Source organism: Velazquezella soli (assembly GCF_977018685.1).
This window is the reverse complement of record NZ_CDRNXF010000001.1, coordinates 181,571-202,640: the sequence shown is the minus strand read 5'-3', so window position 1 is coordinate 202,640 and position 21,070 is coordinate 181,571. Positions and strand designations below refer to the sequence as shown.

Below are 21,070 nucleotides of genomic sequence, written 5' to 3'. Positions count from 1 at the left end.
TCCGGAGGTTTTCTATGGCCATGCCGCCCCGTTCAAAGACCGCCGTCGATCGCCGGGCCGACGAGCTCGACACCATCGCCAGCGTGCTGCCGATCGACCGCCGCGACGAACTGGCTGAATTGCTCACCGACCAGGACATCGAAACGCTGCGCCACCTGGTCAACGAAGGCATGGGCGAAAACACCCTGCGCGCGCTCACCTCCGACCTTGCCTATCTGCAAGCCTGGTCGCTGGCCGCAACCGGTGCCTCCCTCCCCTGGCCGGCACCCGAAGCCTTGGCTCTGAAATTCGTCGCCCACCATCTCTGGCAGCCTGATCAGCGCGACATCGACCCCCAACACGGAATGCCGGCCGATGTCGAGCAGAGCCTGCGCGAACAAGGGTTTCTTAGATCGCCAGGGCCGCATGCGCCCGATACGGTGCGCCGGCGGCTTGCCAGCTGGTCGACGCTGACGAAATGGCGCGGGCTGACGGGTGTCTTCTCCTCCCCTTCGCTGAAGTCCGCGATCCGTCTTGCTGTCCGCGCGACACCGCGGCCAAGGAAACGCAAAAGCGCCAAGGCGGTGACCGCCGACGTCTTGGCAAAAATGCTCGCGACCTGCAGCACCGACAACCTTCGTGATATCCGCGACCGGGCAATCCTGATGGTGGCTTTTGGCTCGGGCGGCCGTCGTCGCAGTGAGATTGCCGGTTTGTGCAGGGAGCAACTCACGGTCGAGGCGCCAATCACCGTCGAGGGTGCCCCTCCCCTCCCCTCTCTTGCCATCCATCTCGGCCGCACCAAGACGTCTGGTTCCGATCACGACGAAGCCGTTTATCTGACTGGTCGGCCGGTGGACGCGCTCAACGCCTGGCTTGCGGCTGGAAGAATCGAAAGCGGGAGCATTTTTCGCAAGATCGATCGCTGGGGGAATGTTTCGAAGCGCGCGCTGGAGCCGAGTGCAGTCAACCAGATCGTCAAACAACGGGCGGAGATGGCTGGACTGGAGCCTGGGGAGTTTTCGGCGCACGGGCTGCGGTCGGGTTATCTCACGGAGGCCGCCAATCGTGGCGTTCCCTTGCCAGAAGCAATGGAGCAGTCCCGACATAGATCGGTCCAGCAGGCCTCCAGTTATTACAACAACGCAAGCAGGCGAACAGGACGGGCTACCCGCCTTTTGCTGTAAATGATTATTCCATAGTGAGACGCGGCCGAATCTATCAATCGCTGCTAAAACAGCTTTTGGGCCGAGATATGCAAAGAATCGCGCGTACGCACAACTTTACGCGCCAGCCGAAGCTATTGAACAGACCTCAACATTTGATAACTCAGACCTGCTGCGTAGCTCTGTAAAACAAAGCCCTCCCGGTGGGTATCAACTGCAGAAGGTAGTCAAAATCGCTGACATTGGCTGTGAGGACCGTGAAGCCCAATTTCTGCGCCTGTAGAAAGAGAACACAGTCCTGAAGTGCTCGCAGGCGCGCATCTTTTTCATAGCCCTGAAGGCGGCACAGCATGCCGGATAGGAGTGCTGCCCGCCCCAACACGTCAGGATCGGGCGCGAAAATACGGTGCGGCTTCATGTCCATGATGGTCACACCTATCTGCCGGACCGCTCCCTTGGTGCCGGGGTGTTTGGGATCTAGGACGCCGACAGTGTGCATCAACTCCTGAATAGCCACAGTCGAATGATTGCTTATCCTGATATCGAGGAGATCGGCAACGACCTCCGGCGCACGTCCCTGCAGGCCGTCGATATAGACACACGTATCCAGAAGAATATCTTGGCCACTGTCTGCCCGGTCGCTGACGAACGGGAGCTCCTCGTCCTGCCGTCTTGCTAAAGTGCGATAGGGATCAAACCGAGCCCAGCGGAGCGCCGCGTCGAAATCAAAGTCCGACAATTTAGAAACCCAGCTTCAGATCGGGATCTACTGTACCTTGCGTCTTGCGGAACGTGGCTCCGAAATTGTCGTCCAGGGCAACATTTGCCAGTGCGAATTCGATCAGATCCGTGTCTGTCTCGATACCCGTATGTTTTTTTGCCTGTTCAATGAGAGCAGGACTAATACGGCCGCCGATCCGCTTGCTCTTTTCACCCAGCAAGCCGGAATGCTCAGCGGCTTTCATCACGGCTTCGAACCGGGCCTTGCTGACGGTTACAAACTGTCCAGCCTTCGCGGACCGGGCGGCCGCCGTGAGAACGCCGCCGGGCGACGACGATGTGATGGTTTTTTCGCGGCCTTGTTTTGTCATAGACGTCTCCAGAGATCACAACAATGTCTGACATAATCGGCGCTTGTCTGACAATAGTCGATTTGCACCTATTGTTCAAGGCTGCAGCGAGGAACCGAGGTTGCTGCCTTTCCGAACCACCCCTCTCGTTCCGGATCTGCCGGTAATGATCGAGGTCCATCGGTTCGGTTCCATGCGTCATTGAGGGCACGGAGCATAACCCTCCCGATTGGGCTGTTTGTCACCTCACCTGATTTTAATCTCGATGGTCCGAGAACCAACGGCTTTTAGGCGGAGTTCTCTTAGAGATCCTTAAAGCCCGCCGAAAGCGAGAGGATGAAGGACCGACTCGCGAGCCAACGCCTTCTGCCAAGCCGTCTCGCTGATAAGCGTCCCATTGGGTGTCTGCGCCATTGGGACCTCGCAGGCGAAAATCCGGCTTGGCCACTATCAATCGCGACTGATCCCACCATGCTCGCGAACAATGACAGTTGGAAGGCACGTCGAGTCGAGAAAGATGTTTCTGCTGAGGGTCGGTATCGTCCGATATAGCATCATAATTACTGGTATTTGATCTGCCGGTCTCAGGGATTTGAAAATCATTTCCAATAAGTGAGAGTTTGAGCCTCGGCACGGAGACAGCGTTGCAAAATCGACGATTTCATTTGAGGCCGGTAGTCCTTGTCGTGATCGTCGGCTGCGGCGTCCTCCTTGCACTGCACAGGTTCCTCACATCCATTAACGGTCTGGACGAAGGAAAACCTGAGGCTTTTCTTGCCTTCCCGATGACCGTGATCCTGCCGATTGCTGCCCTCGCCTACCTTGTGCGCATGCCAGCGACCCGAACATCCGAAGGCATCCTGATGCGGTTCGCGGCGATGGTTCTCATCCTGATGATCGTCGCTTTGCCAGCCGTCAGCCTTCATCTTGCCCTCGGCTTCCCGGTGGCCTTCCTCGTGGTCGAGATGTTCGAGACACGCGTTCCTGCGCCAGATAGGTTTCATCGAGATCATCAGCCGTCAGTTCGTGCCGCGCAGCCAACCACGTTCCCTCGTCCGACCACGCGGAAACAAACCTCATCGTCTGATCGCGTTCGTGACGGAGGAGGAAGTGAACCAATGACGAGCAAAGCGCACAGTCCGTATCAAACACGACGATTGTCGATGATCTGTCATCGTTCCCATACATGTCCTTGCTCGCTCCAGTGGCCTGAATGTCTCGTCGTGCTCGGCCTCTTGGGCTGTTGGATACCGGTAAACTACAGCCTGCGAAGCGCACGTGAACATCCTATATCGCGTCTTTCCCATCAGGGTTAAGGGAGGGAGTTGTCTCGCTGCAGCCAATTACACGCTGCGGGCATTCACGTCCCTTGCCTATCTGCAGGCCTAGTCGCTCCGCGACCAGCGCTTCCCTCCCCCTGGCCTGCACCAGAAGCCTTGGCTCTGAAAGTCTTCGCGAACCATCTGTGCCGACCGGAACAGCGCGACATCGATCCTCGCCACGGATGCCGGCTGGTTTGCGCGAGCAAGGCTACTCTCGATCTTCGGTACCACATGTGGCCACTACTGTGCGACGGCGGCTCGTCAGCTGGTCGATGCTGACGAAATAACGCGGGCTGTCGAGCATCTCTTTCTCCACTGCCCTGAAATCCACGATACGCCTAACGGCACGGTAGGCACCGCAACCGGGCAATTTTGATGGTAGCGTATGCGCCCGACGAGCGCTGTCCCGCGGATGCGCTCGGTGGCTGGCTTGCGGTTGCCAAGATCGAAAGCGGGAGCAATTTCCTAAAGCTCGATCGCTTGGGCAATGTTTCGAAGCGGGCACTGGATCAGAGTACGGCCAATGTGATCGTCAAAACATAAAGCGGCGTAGGCTGGGCTGGAACACGGGAGTTTTATGCGCATGGATTAAGGTCGGGGCTATCCGATGGTTCACAATTGCTGCGGAAGAACGTTGGACTGAACCGCACCAAATTTGATGGGAGCTCCAAGGTGAGAGACTGGAGCCGTTCCTTGTAAGTTCCGAAGCGAGTGCGTCGATTAAACGAGCCGATAATAAATTTGGCGCGTCTTGCAAATTAGCTCCGACAGCCTGTGGGTCGAACCGACTGTCCTAGACTAACGCACCGTCACCGACAGGCCATACGATGATTAGAATCCTCCGCTGAAGTAGGCCTCTGACAGACCGGTTCGCCTGCTGGTAGCTACTTTAATCACTTGTCTTCGCTACATTGTCCTTTATCAATGGAATCAATGCCTTGCGATGTTGTCAGCTGACGACATCGTTCGCTTTCTGAACGCCCACTACCTTTACGACCGCCGGATTATATTAGGCCCGCATCTCGCCGCCTGAGTTTGCTTTCAGCAGCGCCATCAACATGGGACCAAGCGAAAACTCACCGCGACGGGTTCTCGATGTCAAATTACGTAGATATCCCCCGGCCGAATTGATGTGCCCCGCTCGCTCAAGTATCGCTGCCATTGCAACCGCAGCGTTTTCGGGTCCCATCGCCTCGCAAGCGTCCTGATAGGCCGACGCGGTCACACCCAAAGTCGAGCGGACAACCACCGCGGCCGACATAAGGTCCCTCCAATTTCGGACTTCGCCTCCCGGCCCATAGGACTCTATCTCGGGGCATGCCCGCATAACCAACCCAATTGGGAAAGCTTTTGAAGTTTCGGCCCGAAGGCTGCGATTTTGCACGGCCGTTTTGCCCAACTCCATTTCAGAGCTCGGTTCAAGTTCAGTTATAGAGTCGGTATTTGATTTCTGTATGTGGTGACGGATACCGCTATCATTGGTGTCGGATTCTTGCGGAAAAACTTGGCATTGCAGTATGTTAAGAACGCCGTCACGCAAAAGCGACAGTTCGTCCAGGATTGATTCAAAGTCCGTTTTCGATTTGGCTGTCCGCAGCCGCCCTACTGCCGCGACATACGCGGTCTCGATCGTCGCCCAGTCACCAGCCGCGCCGTCTTCAATCGCAGCAGTAATGAGCTTTCTGACATCCCTGCGGGCGATAGTCGTGCGTTCTTTGACGAACTTTAGACGTCGGGCATCTTCGGCAACCTGTTGCGCCATGAGCGCGAATTCTTCCGACCTTGCAAGTAGGGGGCTAAGACTGAATCCATAAGCGGTCTCGACAGCACCGTCCCTTGCACGCCTCACGTAACGCTTGCCATTGGGGCTGTCGTTGCGATTGATCAACCCAGCATTTACCAACACAGCTAGGTTTTCTCTCAAGGTCGTGCCCGCGATACCGTTTGCTCGAGTGATCAACTGGGCATTAGACGGAAAGACGACGAGGTTTTTGCCGTGGTTCAGTTCCGTTTCGGGAAAAAATGACAGGAGAGCGTTGAGTACGGCAAGCGCACGATCGCGCAAACCAAGAAGCGCTCGCGCATCGCAAACGTCACGGTACACTTTCCACTTATCAGCAGACTTTCCATCCCGAATCTCAGATGTCTTGAATTGGGCTCTGACCAACGCAAGCGTCATAGGCCGCCGCCCGAAGGGCGTCGTTACACTTCCATTATGCATTTTTCTTCTACCTCTCGATCGGCAAAAGAAATCCGCTCACCAAAACGGTGCCAAGACTCTTGACTGTGATTCATGAAAATGCGATTCTCAGGCTGCTTAGACCAATGAGAGAGGCTTCCATGACGGCAACGTTTGGGGGCCTTTTTCTTTTGCGGTTTCTTCCTTTTCTAGCTTTCGGAGTCGGACGTGGTCTTCCGGAAGTTCTCGTAAAGATCGGGGATACGATCCATCACAAAGTTGGCAAAAGCCGCGTCTCGATCTCTATCGATTTGGATCTTGCAGACCTTGCCTGTGACAGCGAGAGTCGCAATCTCTTCTCCATCTACAGACTTCGCGATTAGGGCCGTGGGTCTTACCGAGTTCGGCTTATCGACTGCCTTAACTGCACGAAGGACTGCAATGAAGCGATCATCTGAGGACTTGTGGCTGAACGACTTGTCATTCGTCGCTTTCCGCGCTTTGACATCCACGCCGTCGGCCTTCAGAATGTCAGCAAGTTCTTGCCACCGGGGGCGGCCAATTTTCGGAGCTCTGCCGATCGCTTCGGTCAACCAGCCGGGAACTGCTCGGCCCACGTTGATAAGCTTTGATGCCTCTTGGCGATCAACTGAAAGAGCCGTCTGAATGAGCATCCGGTCAAAGCCACCGTCTTCGAGTTTCAACGCAAATATTGAGCGCTCAATGAAAGTAAGGTCTTCGCGCGCAGAGTTTTCGATGCCCTGCGCAACAACGAGGCGATCGTCTCCTAGCTCGCGTACATAAGCTTTGACCTTGATGCCAAGTTCATTGGCCGCACGCACACGACGATGGCCATAGGCAATCTGGTAGCGGCCTGTCTCGCTCGGATGGATACGAACGAGAATAGGTATCTCCTGCCCGTGCTCCCGGAACGAGGTCTTGAGCGCTTCCACAGCGGACAGGTCCTGGTCCGCGAAACGATCGGCGAAAGGGGAGGGGTCAATAAGAGACGGATCGAGGTCAATCGGCAGAGCGCCTTCCGCAACCCGCCGCTTGAGTTCCTCGTAGTCTCTTTCCACTTCCGAGAAAGTGTCCTTCAGGGACCGCACCGCGCCTGATGCTACACGCTGCATCGGCTGGCGGGTCTCCGCCGTCGGCACGACGTCTGGCCCGGCGGCAAAGAGATTGCGAACTGACTGAGTTCGTTTGCTCATCTATGGTCTCCCCGATCAAAACGTCTCGCTTGTCGACGCACCGGCATCGTGTCGTCAACTGACAACAAGGTAAGCGGTTGATTTTCTTGAGGGTGAAGCATGTTTATCTGCCCCACACATCGTTAATTAGACCGACAGCTTCGTGGTTGACGGCATTGATTGATTCCATGGCGCGGTCGTAGGTCGACCGCCCGACTGCACCGCGCGACAACTCATAGAGCGATTGTTTGGTCAAACCGGCATTGGCGATCGCAGTTGACTTCCAAGCTGCTGCAGCCATGACATCCGTCCCAAATACATCACGAAGCAGGCCGACGATTTCCTGTTCCGGGACGTCTCGCGGGTCATGGCGAGTAACCAGGAAGCGTAAGAAATCGTAATCGAGCTTGCCTCCAGCTTCCTCAATGACGGAGACAAGATCCGATGTCATGAGAAGGAACTGACTCATAGACGCTACGTCCACCATCTGCGGATGAACGGTGACAATCATGCTGGTAGCTGCGTTCAAAGCGCCCATGGTGAGGAAGCCCAGCTGGGGAGGGCAGTCAATTACAACGATGTCGTACTCGTCTTCGACTTGATTGATTGCGCTCGCGACACGTCTAAAGAACAGGTCCTCCGGCCGTCCGCGGTTCTGGAGCATGAAGCGCGGCGTTTGATGCTCGAACTCCATCAGTTCGAGATTGCCTGGGACGATGCTGATGCCCGTAAAGTAAGTCGAACGGATCACATCCTTCATCGGCACACGTTGGTCGTCGTATCTGATTGCGCCATAAATGGTGGCATTTTCAGCAACGTCGAACTCGGGTTGATACCCGAACATCGCGGAGAGCGAGGCCTGAGGATCCAGATCGATTGCGAGAACCCTGTAACCCTGCAGCGCTAAACCCTGTGCGAGATAAAGTGAGGTGGTCGTTTTGGCGGAGCCACCCTTGAAGTTCGCGACTGTGATGATCTGAAGTTTGTCACTTTCCCGACGGCGCGGCCAAAATCGCTCAGCTTCTTTCGGGCGGGCCTCAGCGAGGTATCGCCGCAACTCGTTGATCTGCTCAAGGGTATACGAGCGGCGCCCTCCGGTACCAATGTCGGGAGTGGGCCCGAGACCATCCAGCGACAGTTGGCGCAGGTATCCATCAGAAATTCCAACTATTTCGGCAACTTCACCAGAAGTGAATGAGCGAAGCGACTTTTGCGCTGTCGGTGGGAAAGCGCGTTCGCCAACCGCACGAAGTCGCGCAGATAGCGCCTCAGCACGCTGCGTGATATGCGCGGACGTTGCTGCTCTGTTTATGTGCCTGTCGATCACGTTCAATGTAGCCTCAAGTTCAAGACGGTTTGCAAGCGTCAGACGCGCGTATGCCGTCTCAAGATAGCGCACGATTCTAGCTGTGCTGCAAGAGAATTAGAGTTAACAAGAAGTTAACGTGTTTCCGTCGGATAAACAGCTCAATTCAATTTATTAAATATGAATCAAGGATTTCCATCCGTTCTCTCTTATTGACGCTACAACGGCAAAATGCAGATTTGCACATGAATCTCCTCATCGCAGCTCCCCACACGCTCACTTATAAGAGCCGGACGAACGACTCGCTAGAATCACCTGAGGTGCAGATCTGCACATAGGCACACGCTGAAGGAGATGATTTTTGTCCGCATGACCTTGTTCAAGCGGAGATCATCATGCGGATATTGACCGTCGCACCCGACCAATACGAGCGCTATCGCAACGACCTGAGACAGATGCACCGTCTTCGCGCGACGGTATTTGGCGGACGTCTCGGCTGGGACGTTTCCATCAGCGACGGAGAAGAGCGCGACCAGTACGACGATTGCAAGCCGACTTATCTTCTGGCAATTCCCGACGATGGACTGGTTGCAGGTTGCGTTCGTCTTCTTCCAGCTTCTGGCCCGACGATGCTGGAGCACACCTTCCCCCAGCTTCTCGATGCAGGCTCGCTTCGCCCTCATTCTGGGATGGTCGAGAGTTCACGCTTCTGCGTCGATACCTCACTTGTCTCTCAGAGGGAGGCAAGCCAACTGCATCTTGCGACGCTCACCTTGTTCGCCGGGATCATCGAGTGGTCGATGGCGAATGGCTACAGCGAGATCGTCACGGCAACAGATCTCCGCTTCGAGCGCATCCTGAAGCGAGGGGGATGGCCGATGCGGCGTCTCGGCGAACCGGCTCCGATCGGCAACACCACCGCCATCGCCGGGAGCCTGCCGGCCGACCGCGTCAGCTTTGAGCAGGTATGCCCGCAGGCTTACCGTTCGACCCCGCAGATCGATGGGTCATCGCTCCGGAGCGCTGCGTGACCCAGCTCCGCTCCCATCCCCGCCTGGTCCGCAAACTACAGGACGCGCTTGGCGACCAACTGTGCATCGCCCTCGATGACGCCACCGTTGTCGAGATCATGCTCAATCCCGACGGACGCCTCTTCATCGAACGGCTGGGGCACGGCGTGGCACCGGCCGGCGCAATGAGCTCTGCTGCAGCCGAAGTTGTCATCGGCAGTGTTGCGCATGCCCTGCAGTCGGAGGCCGACAATGAGCGGCCGATCATCTCAGGCGAACTTCCGATTGGCGGACACCGCTTCGAGGGCCTGTTACCGCCGGTGGTCTCCGGACCAGCATTCACCATCCGCCGCCGAGCCTCGCGTCTTATTCCACTGACCGAGTATGTGAAGTCGAAGGTGATGACCGAAGCCCAGGCATCGGCAATTCGAAGCGCGATCGACGCTCGGATGAACATCGTCATCTCGGGTGGCACGGGATCGGGCAAGACCACACTCGCCAACGCCATCATCGCCGAGATCGTCACCGCGGCCCCGGACGATAGGATGGTCATTCTCGAAGACACCGCCGAAATTCAATGCGCGGCCGAGAACGCCGTTTCGCTGCATACCAGCGATACGATCGACATGGCGCGTCTGCTGAAAAGCACGATGCGCCTGCGTCCCGACCGTATCATTGTCGGCGAGGTCCGCGACGGCGCGGCACTGACGCTGCTCAAGGCCTGGAACACCGGTCATCCGGGCGGAGTCACCACGATCCATTCCAACACGGCGATGTCAGCCTTGCGCCGGCTCGAGCAACTGACGGCGGAAGCCAGCCAGCAGCCGATGCAGGAGGTCATCGGCGAGGCCGTCGATCTCGTCGTCTCTATTGAGCGAACGGGAAAGGGGAGGCGGGTCCGTGAGGTGATCCACATCGAAGGATACCGCAACGGCCGCTACCAGACCGAACATTATGCCCAGATCGATGAGGACAGCCATGTCGCGTAAAATCTCCATTCTTCTCACCGGCGCGACGCTTGTCGCCATTTCTATCGGCTTTAGCCATTCCGCATTCGCCTCCTCGGGCGGAGGCGGTCTTCCCTGGGAATCGCCGCTGCAACAGATCCAGCAATCGATCACCGGACCTGTCGCCGGGTTTATCGCGCTGGCCGCTGTCGCCATTGCCGGCGCCATGCTGATCTTCGGAGGCGAGCTGAATGATTTCGCGAGACGGCTTTGCTATGTAGCGCTCGTTGGGGGCGTCCTGCTTGGAGCCACCCAGATCGTCGCTCTCTTTGGTGCGACCGGAGCCTCGATCGGCGAGGCACACGCACAGGCCGAGCAAGAAACTCCCGACCCAACGATGCCCCCGGCCACAGAAGGGGAGGGGGCTCATGGCTGAGGTAGGCTCCGCTCTTTCGCGCTCGCGTGTGCACAGGGCACTATCGCGTCCGAACCTGTTGATGGGTGCCGACCGCGAGCTCGTGCTGCTGACGGCGCTGGCCGCCATCATCCTGATCTTCGTCGTCCTGACCTGGTACGCGGCACTGTTCGGCATCGCGATCTGGCTGGTCGCAGTCGCGGCGCTGCGCATGATGGCCAAATCCGATCCACTGATGCGCCGGGTCTATCTCCGCCACATCTCTTACAAGACGTCGTATCGCGCGACGTCGTCGCCTTGGCGCAAGTTCTGAGGGATTGGAGATGGTTGCCCTCAAATCATTCCGCCATTCCGGACCGTCATTCGCCGATCTGGTGCCTTATGCCGGCCTCGTCGATAATGGGGTCATCCTGCTGAAAGACGGCTCGCTGATGGCCGGCTGGTACTTTGCCGGGCCGGATAGCGAGAGCTCCACCGACGCCGAGCGCAACGAGGTGTCGCGACAGATCAATGCCATCCTGTCGCGGCTGGGCTCGGGATGGATGATCCAGGTCGAGGCGGTGCGAGTGCCGACCGGCGACTATCCCACAGAGGCTGAATCCCACTTTCCCGATCCGGTCACACGCGCCATCGACGACGAGCGGCGGGCGCACTTTCAGACGGAAAGGGGGCATTTCGAGAGCCGGCATGCACTGATCCTGACCTGGCGACCACCGGAGCCGCGACGCTCCGGCCTGACGCGCTATATCTATTCGGATGCAGCCAGCCGCTCCGCCACATATGCCGACAAGGCGCTTGAGAGTTTTCTGACCTCGATCCGTGAGGTCGAACAGTATCTCGCCAATGTCGTGTCGATCCGGCGGATGATGACGCGGGAAACGCCGGAGCGTGGCGGGTTCCGCGTAGCGCGCTACGACGAGCTGTTCCAGTTCATTCGCTTCTGCGTCACCGGCGAGAACCATCCGGTGCGCCTACCTGATATTCCCATGTATCTCGACTGGCTGGTGACGGCCGAGTTGCAACATGGACTGACCCCATTGGTCGAGAACCGCTTTCTCGGTGTGGTGGCGATCGACGGTCTGCCGGCCGAAAGCTGGCCGGGGATCCTCAATACGCTCGACCGGATGCCGCTCACCTATCGCTGGTCGTCCCGCTTCGTCTTCCTCGATACTGAGGAAGCACGAGCAAGGCTCGAGCGCACCCGCAAGAAATGGCAGCAGAAGGTCAGGCCGTTCTTCGACCAGCTGTTCCAGACGCAATCACGCTCGGTCGATCAGGACGCCATGCTGATGGTGGCAGAAACCGAAGACGCTATTGCCGAAGCCTCATCGCAGCTCGTCGCCTATGGCTATTACACGCCGGTCATCGTTATCTTCGAAGAGGATGCGGTCCGGCTCCAGGATAAGTGCGAGGCGATCCGCCGCCTGATCCAGGCCGAAGGGTTTGGCGCCCGCATCGAGACGTTGAACGCCACGGACGCTTTCCTCGGCAGCCTGCCCGGTATCTCTTACGCCAATATCCGCGAGCCGCTGGTCAACACCCGCAATCTCGCCGATCTTATTCCGCTGAACTCCGTCTGGTCGGGCAGTCCTAACGCGCCTTGCCCATTGTATCCGCCAGCCTCGCCACCTTTGATGCAGGTGGCATCCGGCTCGACTCCGTTTCGGCTCAACCTGCATGTTGACGATGTCGGCCATACGCTGATCTTCGGTCCGACCGGCTCCGGCAAATCGACGCTACTGGCGCTGATTGCCGCGCAGTTCCGGCGTTACGCCGATGCCCAGGTGTTCGCCTTCGACAAGGGCGGCTCGATGCTGCCGCTAACACTCGGTCTCAACGGCGATCACTACCAGATCGGCGGCGATATCGGCCCCTCGGCTGGTGGTGAGGTAAAGGCGCTTGCCTTTTGCCCGCTCGCCGAACTGTCGACCGACGGCGACCGGGCCTGGGCGGCCGAATGGATCGAGATGCTGGTGGCGCTGCAAGGTGTGATCATCACTCCGGACTATCGCAACGCCATCTCCAGGCAGTTGGCGCTGATGGCAGAATCGCGCGGCCGCTCGCTTTCGGACTTCGTCTCCGGCGTGCAGATGCGCGAGATCAAGGACGCACTGCATCACTACACCGTTGACGGGCCGATGGGCCAGTTGCTCGACGCCGAAGAGGACGGTCTGGCGCTTGGCGCGTTCCAGTGCTTCGAGATCGAGGAGCTGATGAACATGGGCGAGCGCAATCTCGTACCGGTGCTGCTCTATCTATTTCGTCGCATCGAGAAACGCCTGACCGGCGCTCCTAGCCTGATCATCCTCGACGAGGCCTGGTTGATGCTCGGCCATCCTGTGTTTCGCGACAAGATCCGCGAATGGCTGAAAGTGCTGCGAAAGGCCAATTGTGCTGTCGTGCTCGCCACCCAGTCGATTTCCGACGCGGAGCGGTCCGGGATCATAGATGTGCTGAAGGAGAGCTGCCCGACGAAAATCTGCCTGCCGAACGGCGCGGCACGCGAACCGGGCACACGCGAGTTCTATGAGCGCATCGGTTTCAACGAGCGGCAGATCGAGATCGTCGCAACCGCCATTCCCAAGCGCGAATATTACGTCGTCTCACCGGAGGGTCGTCGGCTGTTCAACATGGCGCTGGGTCCAGTCGCGCTCTCGTTTGTCGGGGCTACGGGCAAGGAAGACCTCAAGCGCATTCGCACCCTCCGTTCCGAACACGGGGCCTCGTGGCCTCTTCACTGGCTCCAGCAAAGGGGGATCGCCCATGCCGAGACATTTTTCCCGACCCTTTGAGACCTACCGTGCGGTGGTCATCGTGGCGACGGGCCTCGCAATCGCAACGCCAATCCAGGTCCAGGCCGGTGGTGTCACCGGGCAGGCAACGGAATGGACACAGCTTGCCAACAATGCCGAGCTGATTTCGCTCGTCGGCAAGTCGGCCGAACAGGTCAACAACCAGATTACCCAGATCTCGCAGCTTGCCGAGCAAATCCAGAACCAGATCAACATCTACAACAACATGCTGCAGAACACCGCGCAATTGCCAAACCACATCTGGGGCCAGGTCGAAAGCGACCTGAAGAACCTCCAGAACGTCGTGGAGCAGGGGCAGGGCGTCGCGTTTTCGATGGGCAATATCGACGACGTGCTCAAGCAGCGTTTCCAAAGCTTTGCCGAAATGAAAAGCAACCTGCCTGACGGAGCAAGCTTCTCATCCACCTATCAGAACTGGTCCGATACCAATCGCGACACGATCGCTGGCTCCCTGAAGGCCGCAAACCTGACGGCCGACCAGTTCTCAAGCGAGGAAGGTACGATGTCGTCGCTGCGCTCGATGTCGGAAACGGCCGACGGACAGATGAAAGCGCTGCAGGTCGGCCACAAGATCGCCGCCCAGCAGGTCGCACAAATGCAAAAACTGCGCGGTCTGGTCTCCCAGCAGATGACCATGATGGGCACCTGGTATCAGTCCGAGCAGGCGCAAAAGGATCTGGCGCAAGCGCGGCGCGAACAATTCTTCAGCGGGACCGAGCGTGACATCCGCGGCGGCCAGACGATGGAGCCGCGCTGGTGAGCCCGCGCCTTGTCATCATCCTCGTTGTCGTGGGGATCATCGCGTCCGGCGTCGGCATCGCCAGGTGGATCGTCCAGCCGGGACCGACTCCCATGTCCGGAGCGGAAGAAGCATCGCCAGAGGCTGCATCCGACGCCGACCGCCGTGCTCACCGGGAAAAGTTCTTTGGTGGCGACACCACTCGCGACATTCGCGGCGGCCAGGAGATGAAGCCGAGATGGTGATCGTTCCTGCCTCCCGGCGCTTTGAGTCCGCCCTTATCGCAATCGGACTCGTCCTGATTGCAAGCACGCCGGCTCTGGCGCAGCAGGGTCAAGTGCTGACGACCCTGGAAAACTCCGTCGTTGCGGCCGCCAAGGGCTGGGAGACGACGGTCATGAATGCGGCGCGGTCGTTGTTTTGGATCCTGGCCGGCATCGAGGTCGGCATCGCCGCTGTATGGCTGGCGATCAACGTTGCCTCGCTCGACAGCTGGTTTGCAGAGCTCGTGAAGCGTATCATGTTCATTGGGCTATTCGCTTTCATCCTCGACCGGGGGCCTGCCTTCGCCAAGGCGGTCGTCGATAGCCTATACCAGATCGGCGCTGGCGGCGGCTCGGCCTCGCCGGCCAATATTTTTGACGCCGGCATTCGTGTCGCAACCAAGATGTCGGAACAGGCGAAGTTTGGCCTCTTCGAGGATAACTCCCTGGCGATCGCCGCCGTCTTCGCCATGGTCGTGGTCGTCGTCTGCTTCTCGCTCGTTGCTGCCATCTTCGTCTCGGTCATGGTGGAGATGTATGTCGGCCTGCTTGCCGGAATGATCATGCTCGGATTGGGCGGTACTTCCTATACCAAGGACTTTGCCATCGAATATCTGGTGTACGCCTTTTCCGTCGGGATGAAGCTGATGGCGCTGGTGATGATTGCCAAGATCGGCTCAGACATTCTGCTGGGCCTGGCCGAGGCACCGACAGCAACCTCCGAGCAGTTCATCACCACACTCGCGATCGCCGGCATATCGGTCGTAGTCTTCGTCATCGCCATGTATGTGCCGCCGATTCTGCAGGGCGTGGTCCAGGGTGCTTCCGTATCCGGCGGCATGGAAGCCATCCGTCACGGCGGGCAGGCCGCATCTTTTGCGGCGGGCGCCGGCTTTCTGGCGACGGCAGCAGCCAGCAGAGGGTTTCAGGCAGCAGGCGCGGCGAGGGCAGGCGGAGCGTCCCTCGGCAGTGCCGCCATGCGTGGCATGGAGGCAGGCATCGGCGGTGCGGCAGGTGCCGTCGGGTCTGCTGCGAAGGACAAGGCGGTCGGGTCACCCGGCGCCTATGCCGGATCTTTGCTCGGGCTTGCCAATGCTAAACTCGACCAGCAGTCGGGTCGGACCGCATCGCCGCCTCCACCGCCGCCCCTTAACGAGACCAAATAACTGGAGGCCGATCCGTCATGACTGGGCCCAATCCGCTCGATAATCCCGATCTTGCCAATCCCTATATCGCCGCCCGCAACGAATGGAACGAGCGCTATGGCTCGTACGTCAGATCCGCCGCCGCATGGCGCATCGTCGGCATAACTGGCATGACCATGGCCGTGATTGGCTTTGGCTATGCGCTCTACCAAAGCACGCAGGTCAAGCTCGTTCCCTATATCGTCGAGGTCGACAAGCTCGGCACGGCCGTCAACGCCGGATTTCCTCAGCAGATCGAATATGCCGATCCGCGGGTTGTGCGCGCCACCCTCGGCAGCTTCGTCTCGAATTTTCGAAGCGTCACGCCCGACGCCGTGGTGCAGAAGCAATATATCGACCGGACCTATGGGCTGCTCAGGACATCCGATCCGGCGACCGAGAAGGTCAATGCCTGGTTTCGCTCCAACTCACCGTTCGAGAAAGCGAAGAACTCGACCGTGGCCATCGAGGTGAACAACATCGTCGCGCTGTCGAACCAAAGCTACCAGGTGGACTGGACCGAATTCGAGCGCGACCGGCGCGGCAAGGAAACCGCCGTCCGCCGCTTCCGTGGGATCGCCACCGTGACCCTGACGCCGCCACAAGACGAGGGCGTCATTCGCTTGAACCCCATCGGTCTTTATCTCCGCGACTTCGACTGGACAGCACAGCTTTGAAAGGCATGGCCCCTGATATGATCACCCTACGCACAAGAACACGGGCCACGCTGACGGGCGCTCTCGCCTCGGCGGTTTTGGCGTCTTCAGCAATCGCTCCTCTCCATGCATATGCTGCCGATAGCGTCACAGCCAACGAAGCAAAGGGCATGGGTATCTCCACCCAGTGGCGAGGGTCTCGCGGCTTGGTGACCAAGGGTGCCGACGGAAAGGTGATCTTCCTTTATGGCGAGGTGCAGCCCTCCGTCGTCTGCTCGCCGCTACAGGTTTGCGACATTGAATTGCAGGGCGGCGAGGTGGTCCGCGACGTTCTGGTCGGCGACACCGTGCGCTGGAAGGTTGAGCCCGCGACTTCGGGTGCTGCCGGCGGCCAGGCGATCCACCTGATCGTCAAACCGTCGGAGCCGGGTCTCGTGACCTCAATGGTCGTGACGACGTCGAGGCGCACCTATCACATTCAGCTCAAGTCTCATCCGACGCAATATATGGCGCGTGTCGGGTTCGAATATCCTGAAGATGTTTCGGCGAAGCTGGCCGACATAAATGCACGGATCGAGGCCAGCACCATCCCAGGCGCAGGCGTCCCCGCCGAGCAGTTGAACTTTTCCTATTCGGTCTCGGGCAACGCCGGCTGGCGACCGACGCGGGTCTATTCCGATGGGCTCAAGACCTACATCCAGTTTCCACGCTCGATCACCAGTCAGGATGCGCCGGTTTTGTTCGTCACGTCAGGCGGGCAGAACCGGATCGTCAACTACCGGATGAAGGGCGACATGATGGTCGTCGATTACCATGTCGATCGCGCGGTGCTCGTGTCGGGGGTCGGTTGGAAACAGGAAAAGATCACCATCAAGCGGGGAGGGCGGTAATGAACATCCTTTTCTCCCGTTCACGAACTTTTCGAGCTCTCCCTAACTTTGCCGCAGCCTGCGCCATCGCTATCCTTCTTTCCGGATGCCAGACGATGGAAACTGAGGGGCTCGTTTCCAGCAGCGCGCCACCGGAAATCTCCGGTCCTGCGGCCAGCGCAATCGCCGGCGATATGGTGAGCCGCCTTGCCGAACAGATCGGGCCGGGAAAAGCGACCGTTGCGCTCAAGACTGATACCTCGCCCTTCGGACAGGCGATGGACGCGGCGCTGAAGGGATGGGGCTATGCCGTCGTCACCGACCAGAAGACAGATCGCGGCGCAACGGTCATCCCGCTCGGCTATGTGATCTTAGACGTCGATGGTCAGGTGCTGGCCCGTCTATCGACAAATAGCGTCGAACTCGGCCGCGCTTATTCCGTCACGGCAAATGGCGCGACGCCAGCGAGTGCCTTGTCGCTCATGCGGCGCGGGTGAGGGAGGATCATATGGTGCAATCTCTCAATCTCGGCGGGGCCCCAAACACCCAGGCCCCATCGACTATCCGGCGGATCAACCGTCTGCCGATCATCGTCATTGTCGTCTTGGCAGTCACGTTTCTTGGCGTCATCTTTTATGGGCTCGCCTCGCGCGGATTGTATTTCGGCAAGGACAGCGGCCCGGAGACAAGTTCGGGAAACCCCGCCTCAACGTTTGCCGACCAGATCAAACGCGGCGTCACCGACGGTATCATCGGCGAGCCACAGCAGCAGACCACCTTCCAGCCGACGCCGGTCGAAACAAAACAGGTCGATGAAAAGGCCAGCAATCCCTTCACGCCGCAGCCGGGGCAACACGAGGTGCTGCAGCGCGGTCAGGATCTCGAAGCGGAAGGGGTCTGGCGTGCCCGTCTTCAGCGAGAACAACAGGAGCAGCTTCTGCGTGAGCAGCAGCGCCAGCGGATGGCCCGCTTGCAGGCAAACAACGCTGCCTATGACGCGCCGCTTGCCATCGATCGCGGCAAATTGGATGGGCGTGCTGAAACGCATGATGCGACCGCAGACACGGCTGCAAGAGCCGCGACAGTTCCGACAAACACCGGAAGCTCCCCCGATCTCTATGGAGCGGCGCTCCGCGCCGGGCTCGGTGGTCAAAACGTTGATCCCAATGCACAAGGCGCTAAGGAAGACTTTTTTAACGCCGACCTGAAAGAGCTTGGCTACCTTCCGAACCGTGTCGTGCCCCAACAATCACCCTTTGAGCTAAAGCGCGGTTCGGTTATCCCGGCAATACTGATCACTGGCATCAATTCGGATCTGCCGGGGCGGATCACCGCCCAGGTGAGCCAGAGCGTCTACGACAGCGCGACAGGGCATCGTCTGCTCATTCCGCAAGGCACGAAACTCTTCGGTCGCTATGACAGCAAGGTGTCCTTTGGACAGAAACGCGTTCTTGTCGTGTGGACCGACATCATCTTTCCGAACGGCTCGACTTTACAGATCGGCGGTATGTCGGGGACGGATGCGCAAGGAAATGGCGGTTTCAGCGACAAGGTGAACAATCATTATTTGAAGACTTTCGGCTCGGCGGTGCTGATTGCCCTGATCGGGACCGGAATCGACATGGCCGTTCCCGAAAGTTCGACGCTCGCGACCGAGGACACGGCCTCGGATGCGACGCGGCGGAGTTTCGCCGAGACATTCGCTCGGGTAGCGGACCGTACCATCCAGCGCAACATGGATGTTCAGCCGACGCTCGAAATTCGGCCTGGCTACAAGTTCAATGTCCTTGTCGATCAAGACATTGTTTTCCCGAACACTTAAAGTAAGTAGCCACTTGTCCTTGGCTCAAATACCATCAAGAATTTCGATTAGCGCTTGTAAGGTGGCTTGCCTTGAAGCCATCGGGGTACTTCAAACCAAAACCAAGGGCCCGATCAAACCCGATGTGAGCAACCCAAATCAGACCTATCGCAGCGATGGTGCTCTTCGTGTAAAAGCCGAACGTTATAAGAGCGATCGGCAAGCCATACCAGTGTCCAGCATTGTAGATTGCTGCGCCTAGCCGTGGCCCACGCAGGTATCCGACCATGGAGATGTCGGGCACAAGAAATAATATGGCAAAAAGCCACCAGCTCTTATCAAGCCATTCGTATGCGATGGTCGCAACGATCATAACTGCAAGATTCTCCGTCCGGACGAGAAACCGCGGCGCTCCCAGCACAACACCATTCATTGAAGGGTTCCTTTCTGTATAGTATCGACCCGACCAACACCCATCCTCTGACCATCAACAGACCTTCTTACCAGCCAATCCTATCGTAGAAGGCGAATCTTAGCCTGGGATTATGCTCGGGGACCAAGATGTTGATACGATAGTTTCGCCACTTGCCCAAGTCATCGCGGAGCGTAATGTCAGTGTCGCCGATCCGCACAATTTCAGGATCATCCCACCATCCCTTCGCTTCTGGAACGGCCTCAAGAACTTCATCGAGGATGGACTTTAGAGTCGCGGCCCTTCCGCCCGTCAGATAGTCATGGCGTGCTTTGAGTAGGACGAGCCTAGCAGCGAGCCGCCAATCTCGGATCTTCTGCCGATAGTGGTCAGAAAAGAAGACTATGCGAAGGATGTTCGGTCGCGGCGCGGTGAAGTCCTCAAACAGAACTCTGGCCGCTTCATTATGCGCCAACACATCCCAGGAGCTGTTCATCAGATAGGTAGCTTGGTCGAGAGTATTGATCATTCTCAGTAGAGACGGAGCAAACTCACTGCTTTCAGAGCCGCCCGCAACTGTTTCACGACCAGCCAATGCAAAAAGATGCTCCCGTTCGGCCCGGTCGAGCCGAAGCCCTCGCGCCAGACGTTGGAGAAAATCATCCGATACCGCTATGTCCCGTCCCTGCTCGAACCAAGTGTACCACGTCAAACCGACGCCAGCGAACGCAGCAAGCTCTTCGCGACGAAGGCCTTTAGTCCGACGACGGCGCGCCGGCGGCAAACCAAGCAATTCTGGTGAAGTCCGCTCGCGACATTGGCGGACGAAGTCCGAGAGCGCTTGTCTGGCCGGGACGCGCGTTAAACGATCGGGCATACCTTCTTACCTCATAATCCGTTACTTTAGTAACAGCATAAAAAACACATTGTAACACGATAAGCAGCCCATAATCTATGCGCCATAGACCTTAGATAAATGCCGAAGCGGAAGGTTAAGTCGTATGCTCCTCTACCAGTTTCAAAAGGGAACCAATCCGCGTCGCGTTATCATCTACCTGAACGAAAAGGGAATCGACGTCCCACGTTATGAACTTGATTACGCGGGAGGAGAGCACAAGTCTCTTGAATACCGCGCAATTAATCCCAGCGGCCGAGCCCCGACGCTCATCACGGATATGGGAATGCCCATCACAGACTCGGCGGCCATTGTTGAGTATCTGGAGGAGCTGTTTCCCGAGAGGCCCATGATCGGGACGGATGCCGTTTCTCGCGCGAAGATCCGCTCGCTGGAGCGTCTGGGAACGGATCTGGTTGGGCGCTCTCAGCTTTGGCTGTGGAACGTTACACAGTCTTTTCCTGGCAAGGAGCCGTCTCCATCGCTGGACCTTGCTTCCAGGCTTTTCGGGTACATTGCCGAGATATTGGACGTCCTGGAGACGACAATTGGCGATAACGATTTCCTGGCAGGCGACATGCCCACAATCGCCGACTGTACGGTGTTTGCAATCTTTCAAACGTGCCGGGAGAGGTTTGACCAACCCTTCGGTTCGGCCCACCCGCGCCTCGACGGCTGGTACAAGAAGTTTCGCCAGCGGCCGAGCGCGGAATATTGAGGGGCTGATAACTTGAGCGAGCCAGAAACCATAACCCGCGATCTAAGATGTATCCAGGCAAGCGATGGCGCAGTCGTCAGTCCAATCAGACCATCGAAAATCAGACTGACAATCGTGATGATTGGGTTCGTCT

Annotated in this window: 23 protein-coding genes; 14 read left to right on the top strand and 9 right to left on the bottom strand. The window is 58.2% G+C overall.

Annotated features, from left to right (window positions below; genetic code table 11):
* Positions 1–14: 14 nt before the first annotated feature.
* Entirely contained in the window at positions 15–1,166 is a 1,152-nt protein-coding gene (locus tag AC0JZ8_RS01010) for a site-specific integrase (protein ID WP_471891391.1), read from the top strand.
* Between the two features lie 142 nt (positions 1,167–1,308).
* Here the strand turns inward: AC0JZ8_RS01010 and AC0JZ8_RS01005 are convergent, their stop codons facing one another.
* From AC0JZ8_RS01005 to repA, 7 genes are all read right to left on the bottom strand, one after another.
* Complete coding sequence (locus AC0JZ8_RS01005; protein ID WP_471891390.1) at positions 1,309–1,884, bottom strand: type II toxin-antitoxin system VapC family toxin; 576 nt, start codon at positions 1,882–1,884, stop codon at positions 1,309–1,311.
* Position 1,885: 1 nt separating this feature from the next.
* Positions 1,886–2,236, bottom strand: a complete 351-nt coding sequence (locus AC0JZ8_RS01000; RefSeq protein WP_246454178.1) for a hypothetical protein — start codon at positions 2,234–2,236, stop codon at positions 1,886–1,888.
* A 578-nt stretch (positions 2,237–2,814) separates the two neighbouring features.
* Entirely contained in the window at positions 2,815–3,228 is a 414-nt protein-coding gene (locus AC0JZ8_RS00995) for a hypothetical protein (RefSeq protein WP_471891500.1), read from the bottom strand.
* A complete protein-coding gene (locus AC0JZ8_RS00990) occupies positions 3,131–3,403 on the bottom strand; it encodes a DCC1-like thiol-disulfide oxidoreductase family protein (protein ID WP_471891389.1) in 273 nt (90 codons plus the stop codon). Before AC0JZ8_RS00990 ends, AC0JZ8_RS00995 begins: the two co-directional genes overlap by 98 nt.
* A 1,143-nt stretch (positions 3,404–4,546) precedes the next feature.
* Complete coding sequence (gene repC, locus AC0JZ8_RS00985; protein WP_471891388.1) at positions 4,547–5,758, bottom strand: plasmid replication protein RepC; 1,212 nt, start codon at positions 5,756–5,758, stop codon at positions 4,547–4,549.
* Positions 5,759–5,925: 167 nt separating this feature from the next.
* Positions 5,926–6,930, bottom strand: coding sequence for a plasmid partitioning protein RepB (gene repB / locus AC0JZ8_RS00980; protein WP_471891387.1), 1,005 nt, complete (start codon positions 6,928–6,930; stop codon positions 5,926–5,928).
* A 103-nt stretch (positions 6,931–7,033) separates the two neighbouring features.
* Positions 7,034–8,242, bottom strand: a complete 1,209-nt coding sequence (gene repA, locus AC0JZ8_RS00975; RefSeq protein WP_471891495.1) for a plasmid partitioning protein RepA — start codon at positions 8,240–8,242, stop codon at positions 7,034–7,036.
* A gap of 368 nt (positions 8,243–8,610) precedes the next feature.
* On the opposite strand from repA, the gene traI reads away from it, so the two are divergent.
* Genes traI through trbI form a run of 12 tightly spaced genes read left to right on the top strand, consistent with a single transcriptional unit; the run spans position 8,611 to position 18,933 of the window.
* A complete protein-coding gene (gene traI / locus AC0JZ8_RS00970; RefSeq protein ID WP_471891386.1) occupies positions 8,611–9,246 on the top strand; it encodes an acyl-homoserine-lactone synthase in 636 nt (211 codons plus the stop codon).
* Positions 9,243–10,214, top strand: a complete 972-nt coding sequence (gene trbB, locus AC0JZ8_RS00965; RefSeq protein ID WP_471891385.1) for a P-type conjugative transfer ATPase TrbB — start codon at positions 9,243–9,245, stop codon at positions 10,212–10,214. Before traI ends, trbB begins: the two co-directional genes overlap by 4 nt.
* A complete protein-coding gene (gene trbC, locus AC0JZ8_RS00960) occupies positions 10,204–10,608 on the top strand; it encodes a conjugal transfer pilin TrbC (RefSeq protein WP_471891384.1) in 405 nt (134 codons plus the stop codon). The genes trbB and trbC overlap by 11 nt, the downstream gene beginning before the upstream one ends.
* Positions 10,601–10,900 carry a conjugal transfer protein TrbD gene (locus tag AC0JZ8_RS00955; RefSeq protein WP_471891383.1) on the top strand — a complete coding sequence of 100 codons (300 nt, stop codon included), beginning with the start codon at positions 10,601–10,603 and terminating at the stop codon, positions 10,898–10,900. Before trbC ends, AC0JZ8_RS00955 begins: the two co-directional genes overlap by 8 nt.
* A gap of 10 nt (positions 10,901–10,910) precedes the next feature.
* Positions 10,911–13,379: a conjugal transfer protein TrbE gene (locus tag AC0JZ8_RS00950; RefSeq protein ID WP_471891382.1), complete on the top strand. Its 2,469-nt coding sequence runs from the start codon at positions 10,911–10,913 to the stop codon at positions 13,377–13,379.
* Complete coding sequence (gene trbJ, locus AC0JZ8_RS00945; protein ID WP_471891381.1) at positions 13,351–14,160, top strand: P-type conjugative transfer protein TrbJ; 810 nt, start codon at positions 13,351–13,353, stop codon at positions 14,158–14,160. The genes AC0JZ8_RS00950 and trbJ overlap by 29 nt, the downstream gene beginning before the upstream one ends.
* A complete protein-coding gene (trbK, locus tag AC0JZ8_RS00940) occupies positions 14,157–14,384 on the top strand; it encodes an entry exclusion protein TrbK (RefSeq protein WP_471891380.1) in 228 nt (75 codons plus the stop codon). The genes trbJ and trbK overlap by 4 nt, the downstream gene beginning before the upstream one ends.
* Positions 14,378–15,568, top strand: a complete 1,191-nt coding sequence (gene trbL / locus AC0JZ8_RS00935; RefSeq protein ID WP_471891379.1) for a P-type conjugative transfer protein TrbL — start codon at positions 14,378–14,380, stop codon at positions 15,566–15,568. The genes trbK and trbL overlap by 7 nt, the downstream gene beginning before the upstream one ends.
* A gap of 17 nt (positions 15,569–15,585) precedes the next feature.
* A complete protein-coding gene (locus AC0JZ8_RS00930) occupies positions 15,586–16,263 on the top strand; it encodes a conjugal transfer protein TrbF (protein WP_471891378.1) in 678 nt (225 codons plus the stop codon).
* A 17-nt stretch (positions 16,264–16,280) separates the two neighbouring features.
* A complete protein-coding gene (trbG, locus tag AC0JZ8_RS00925; protein ID WP_471891377.1) occupies positions 16,281–17,132 on the top strand; it encodes a P-type conjugative transfer protein TrbG in 852 nt (283 codons plus the stop codon).
* Positions 17,132–17,608 carry a conjugal transfer protein TrbH gene (gene trbH / locus AC0JZ8_RS00920; protein WP_471891376.1) on the top strand — a complete coding sequence of 159 codons (477 nt, stop codon included), beginning with the start codon at positions 17,132–17,134 and terminating at the stop codon, positions 17,606–17,608. Before trbG ends, trbH begins: the two co-directional genes overlap by 1 nt.
* An 11-nt stretch (positions 17,609–17,619) precedes the next feature.
* Entirely contained in the window at positions 17,620–18,933 is a 1,314-nt protein-coding gene (gene trbI, locus AC0JZ8_RS00915) for an IncP-type conjugal transfer protein TrbI (RefSeq protein WP_471891375.1), read from the top strand.
* Positions 18,934–18,967: 34 nt separating this feature from the next.
* On the opposite strand, the gene AC0JZ8_RS00910 is transcribed toward trbI, so the two are convergent.
* Together AC0JZ8_RS00910 and AC0JZ8_RS00905 are read right to left on the bottom strand one after the other, a co-directional pair.
* On the bottom strand, positions 18,968–19,345 hold the full coding sequence (locus AC0JZ8_RS00910) for a DUF4260 domain-containing protein (RefSeq protein ID WP_471891374.1): 378 nt from the start codon (positions 19,343–19,345) through the stop codon (positions 18,968–18,970).
* A gap of 67 nt (positions 19,346–19,412) precedes the next feature.
* Entirely contained in the window at positions 19,413–20,201 is a 789-nt protein-coding gene (locus tag AC0JZ8_RS00905; RefSeq protein WP_471891373.1) for an MmyB family transcriptional regulator, read from the bottom strand.
* Between the two features lie 124 nt (positions 20,202–20,325).
* Here AC0JZ8_RS00905 and AC0JZ8_RS00900 point away from each other — a divergent pair, with 124 nt between their 5' ends.
* Entirely contained in the window at positions 20,326–20,937 is a 612-nt protein-coding gene (locus tag AC0JZ8_RS00900; protein WP_471891372.1) for a glutathione S-transferase family protein, read from the top strand.
* The last annotated feature ends 133 nt before the right edge of the window (positions 20,938–21,070 follow it).

Coding starts and splice junctions, on each gene's coding strand:
- repB (WP_471891387.1), bottom strand. CDS start 6,930: ATGAGCAAACGAACTCAGTCAGTTCGCAATCTCTTTGCCGCCGGGCCA.
- AC0JZ8_RS00950 (WP_471891382.1), top strand. CDS start 10,911: ATGGTTGCCCTCAAATCATTCCGCCATTCCGGACCGTCATTCGCCGAT.
- trbG (WP_471891377.1), top strand. CDS start 16,281: ATGATCACCCTACGCACAAGAACACGGGCCACGCTGACGGGCGCTCTC.
- AC0JZ8_RS00955 (WP_471891383.1), top strand. CDS start 10,601: ATGGCTGAGGTAGGCTCCGCTCTTTCGCGCTCGCGTGTGCACAGGGCA.
- trbC (WP_471891384.1), top strand. CDS start 10,204: ATGTCGCGTAAAATCTCCATTCTTCTCACCGGCGCGACGCTTGTCGCC.
- trbJ (WP_471891381.1), top strand. CDS start 13,351: ATGCCGAGACATTTTTCCCGACCCTTTGAGACCTACCGTGCGGTGGTC.
- AC0JZ8_RS00900 (WP_471891372.1), top strand. CDS start 20,326: ATGCTCCTCTACCAGTTTCAAAAGGGAACCAATCCGCGTCGCGTTATC.
- AC0JZ8_RS01000 (WP_246454178.1), bottom strand. CDS start 2,236: ATGACAAAACAAGGCCGCGAAAAAACCATCACATCGTCGTCGCCCGGC.
- AC0JZ8_RS00990 (WP_471891389.1), bottom strand. CDS start 3,403: ATGTATGGGAACGATGACAGATCATCGACAATCGTCGTGTTTGATACG.
- AC0JZ8_RS00910 (WP_471891374.1), bottom strand. CDS start 19,345: ATGAATGGTGTTGTGCTGGGAGCGCCGCGGTTTCTCGTCCGGACGGAG.
- AC0JZ8_RS00930 (WP_471891378.1), top strand. CDS start 15,586: ATGACTGGGCCCAATCCGCTCGATAATCCCGATCTTGCCAATCCCTAT.
- AC0JZ8_RS01010 (WP_471891391.1), top strand. CDS start 15: ATGGCCATGCCGCCCCGTTCAAAGACCGCCGTCGATCGCCGGGCCGAC.
- trbI (WP_471891375.1), top strand. CDS start 17,620: ATGGTGCAATCTCTCAATCTCGGCGGGGCCCCAAACACCCAGGCCCCA.
- repC (WP_471891388.1), bottom strand. CDS start 5,758: ATGCATAATGGAAGTGTAACGACGCCCTTCGGGCGGCGGCCTATGACG.
- AC0JZ8_RS00905 (WP_471891373.1), bottom strand. CDS start 20,201: ATGCCCGATCGTTTAACGCGCGTCCCGGCCAGACAAGCGCTCTCGGAC.
- trbH (WP_471891376.1), top strand. CDS start 17,132: ATGAACATCCTTTTCTCCCGTTCACGAACTTTTCGAGCTCTCCCTAAC.
- trbL (WP_471891379.1), top strand. CDS start 14,378: ATGGTGATCGTTCCTGCCTCCCGGCGCTTTGAGTCCGCCCTTATCGCA.
- traI (WP_471891386.1), top strand. CDS start 8,611: ATGCGGATATTGACCGTCGCACCCGACCAATACGAGCGCTATCGCAAC.
- AC0JZ8_RS00995 (WP_471891500.1), bottom strand. CDS start 3,228: ATGATCTCGATGAAACCTATCTGGCGCAGGAACGCGTGTCTCGAACAT.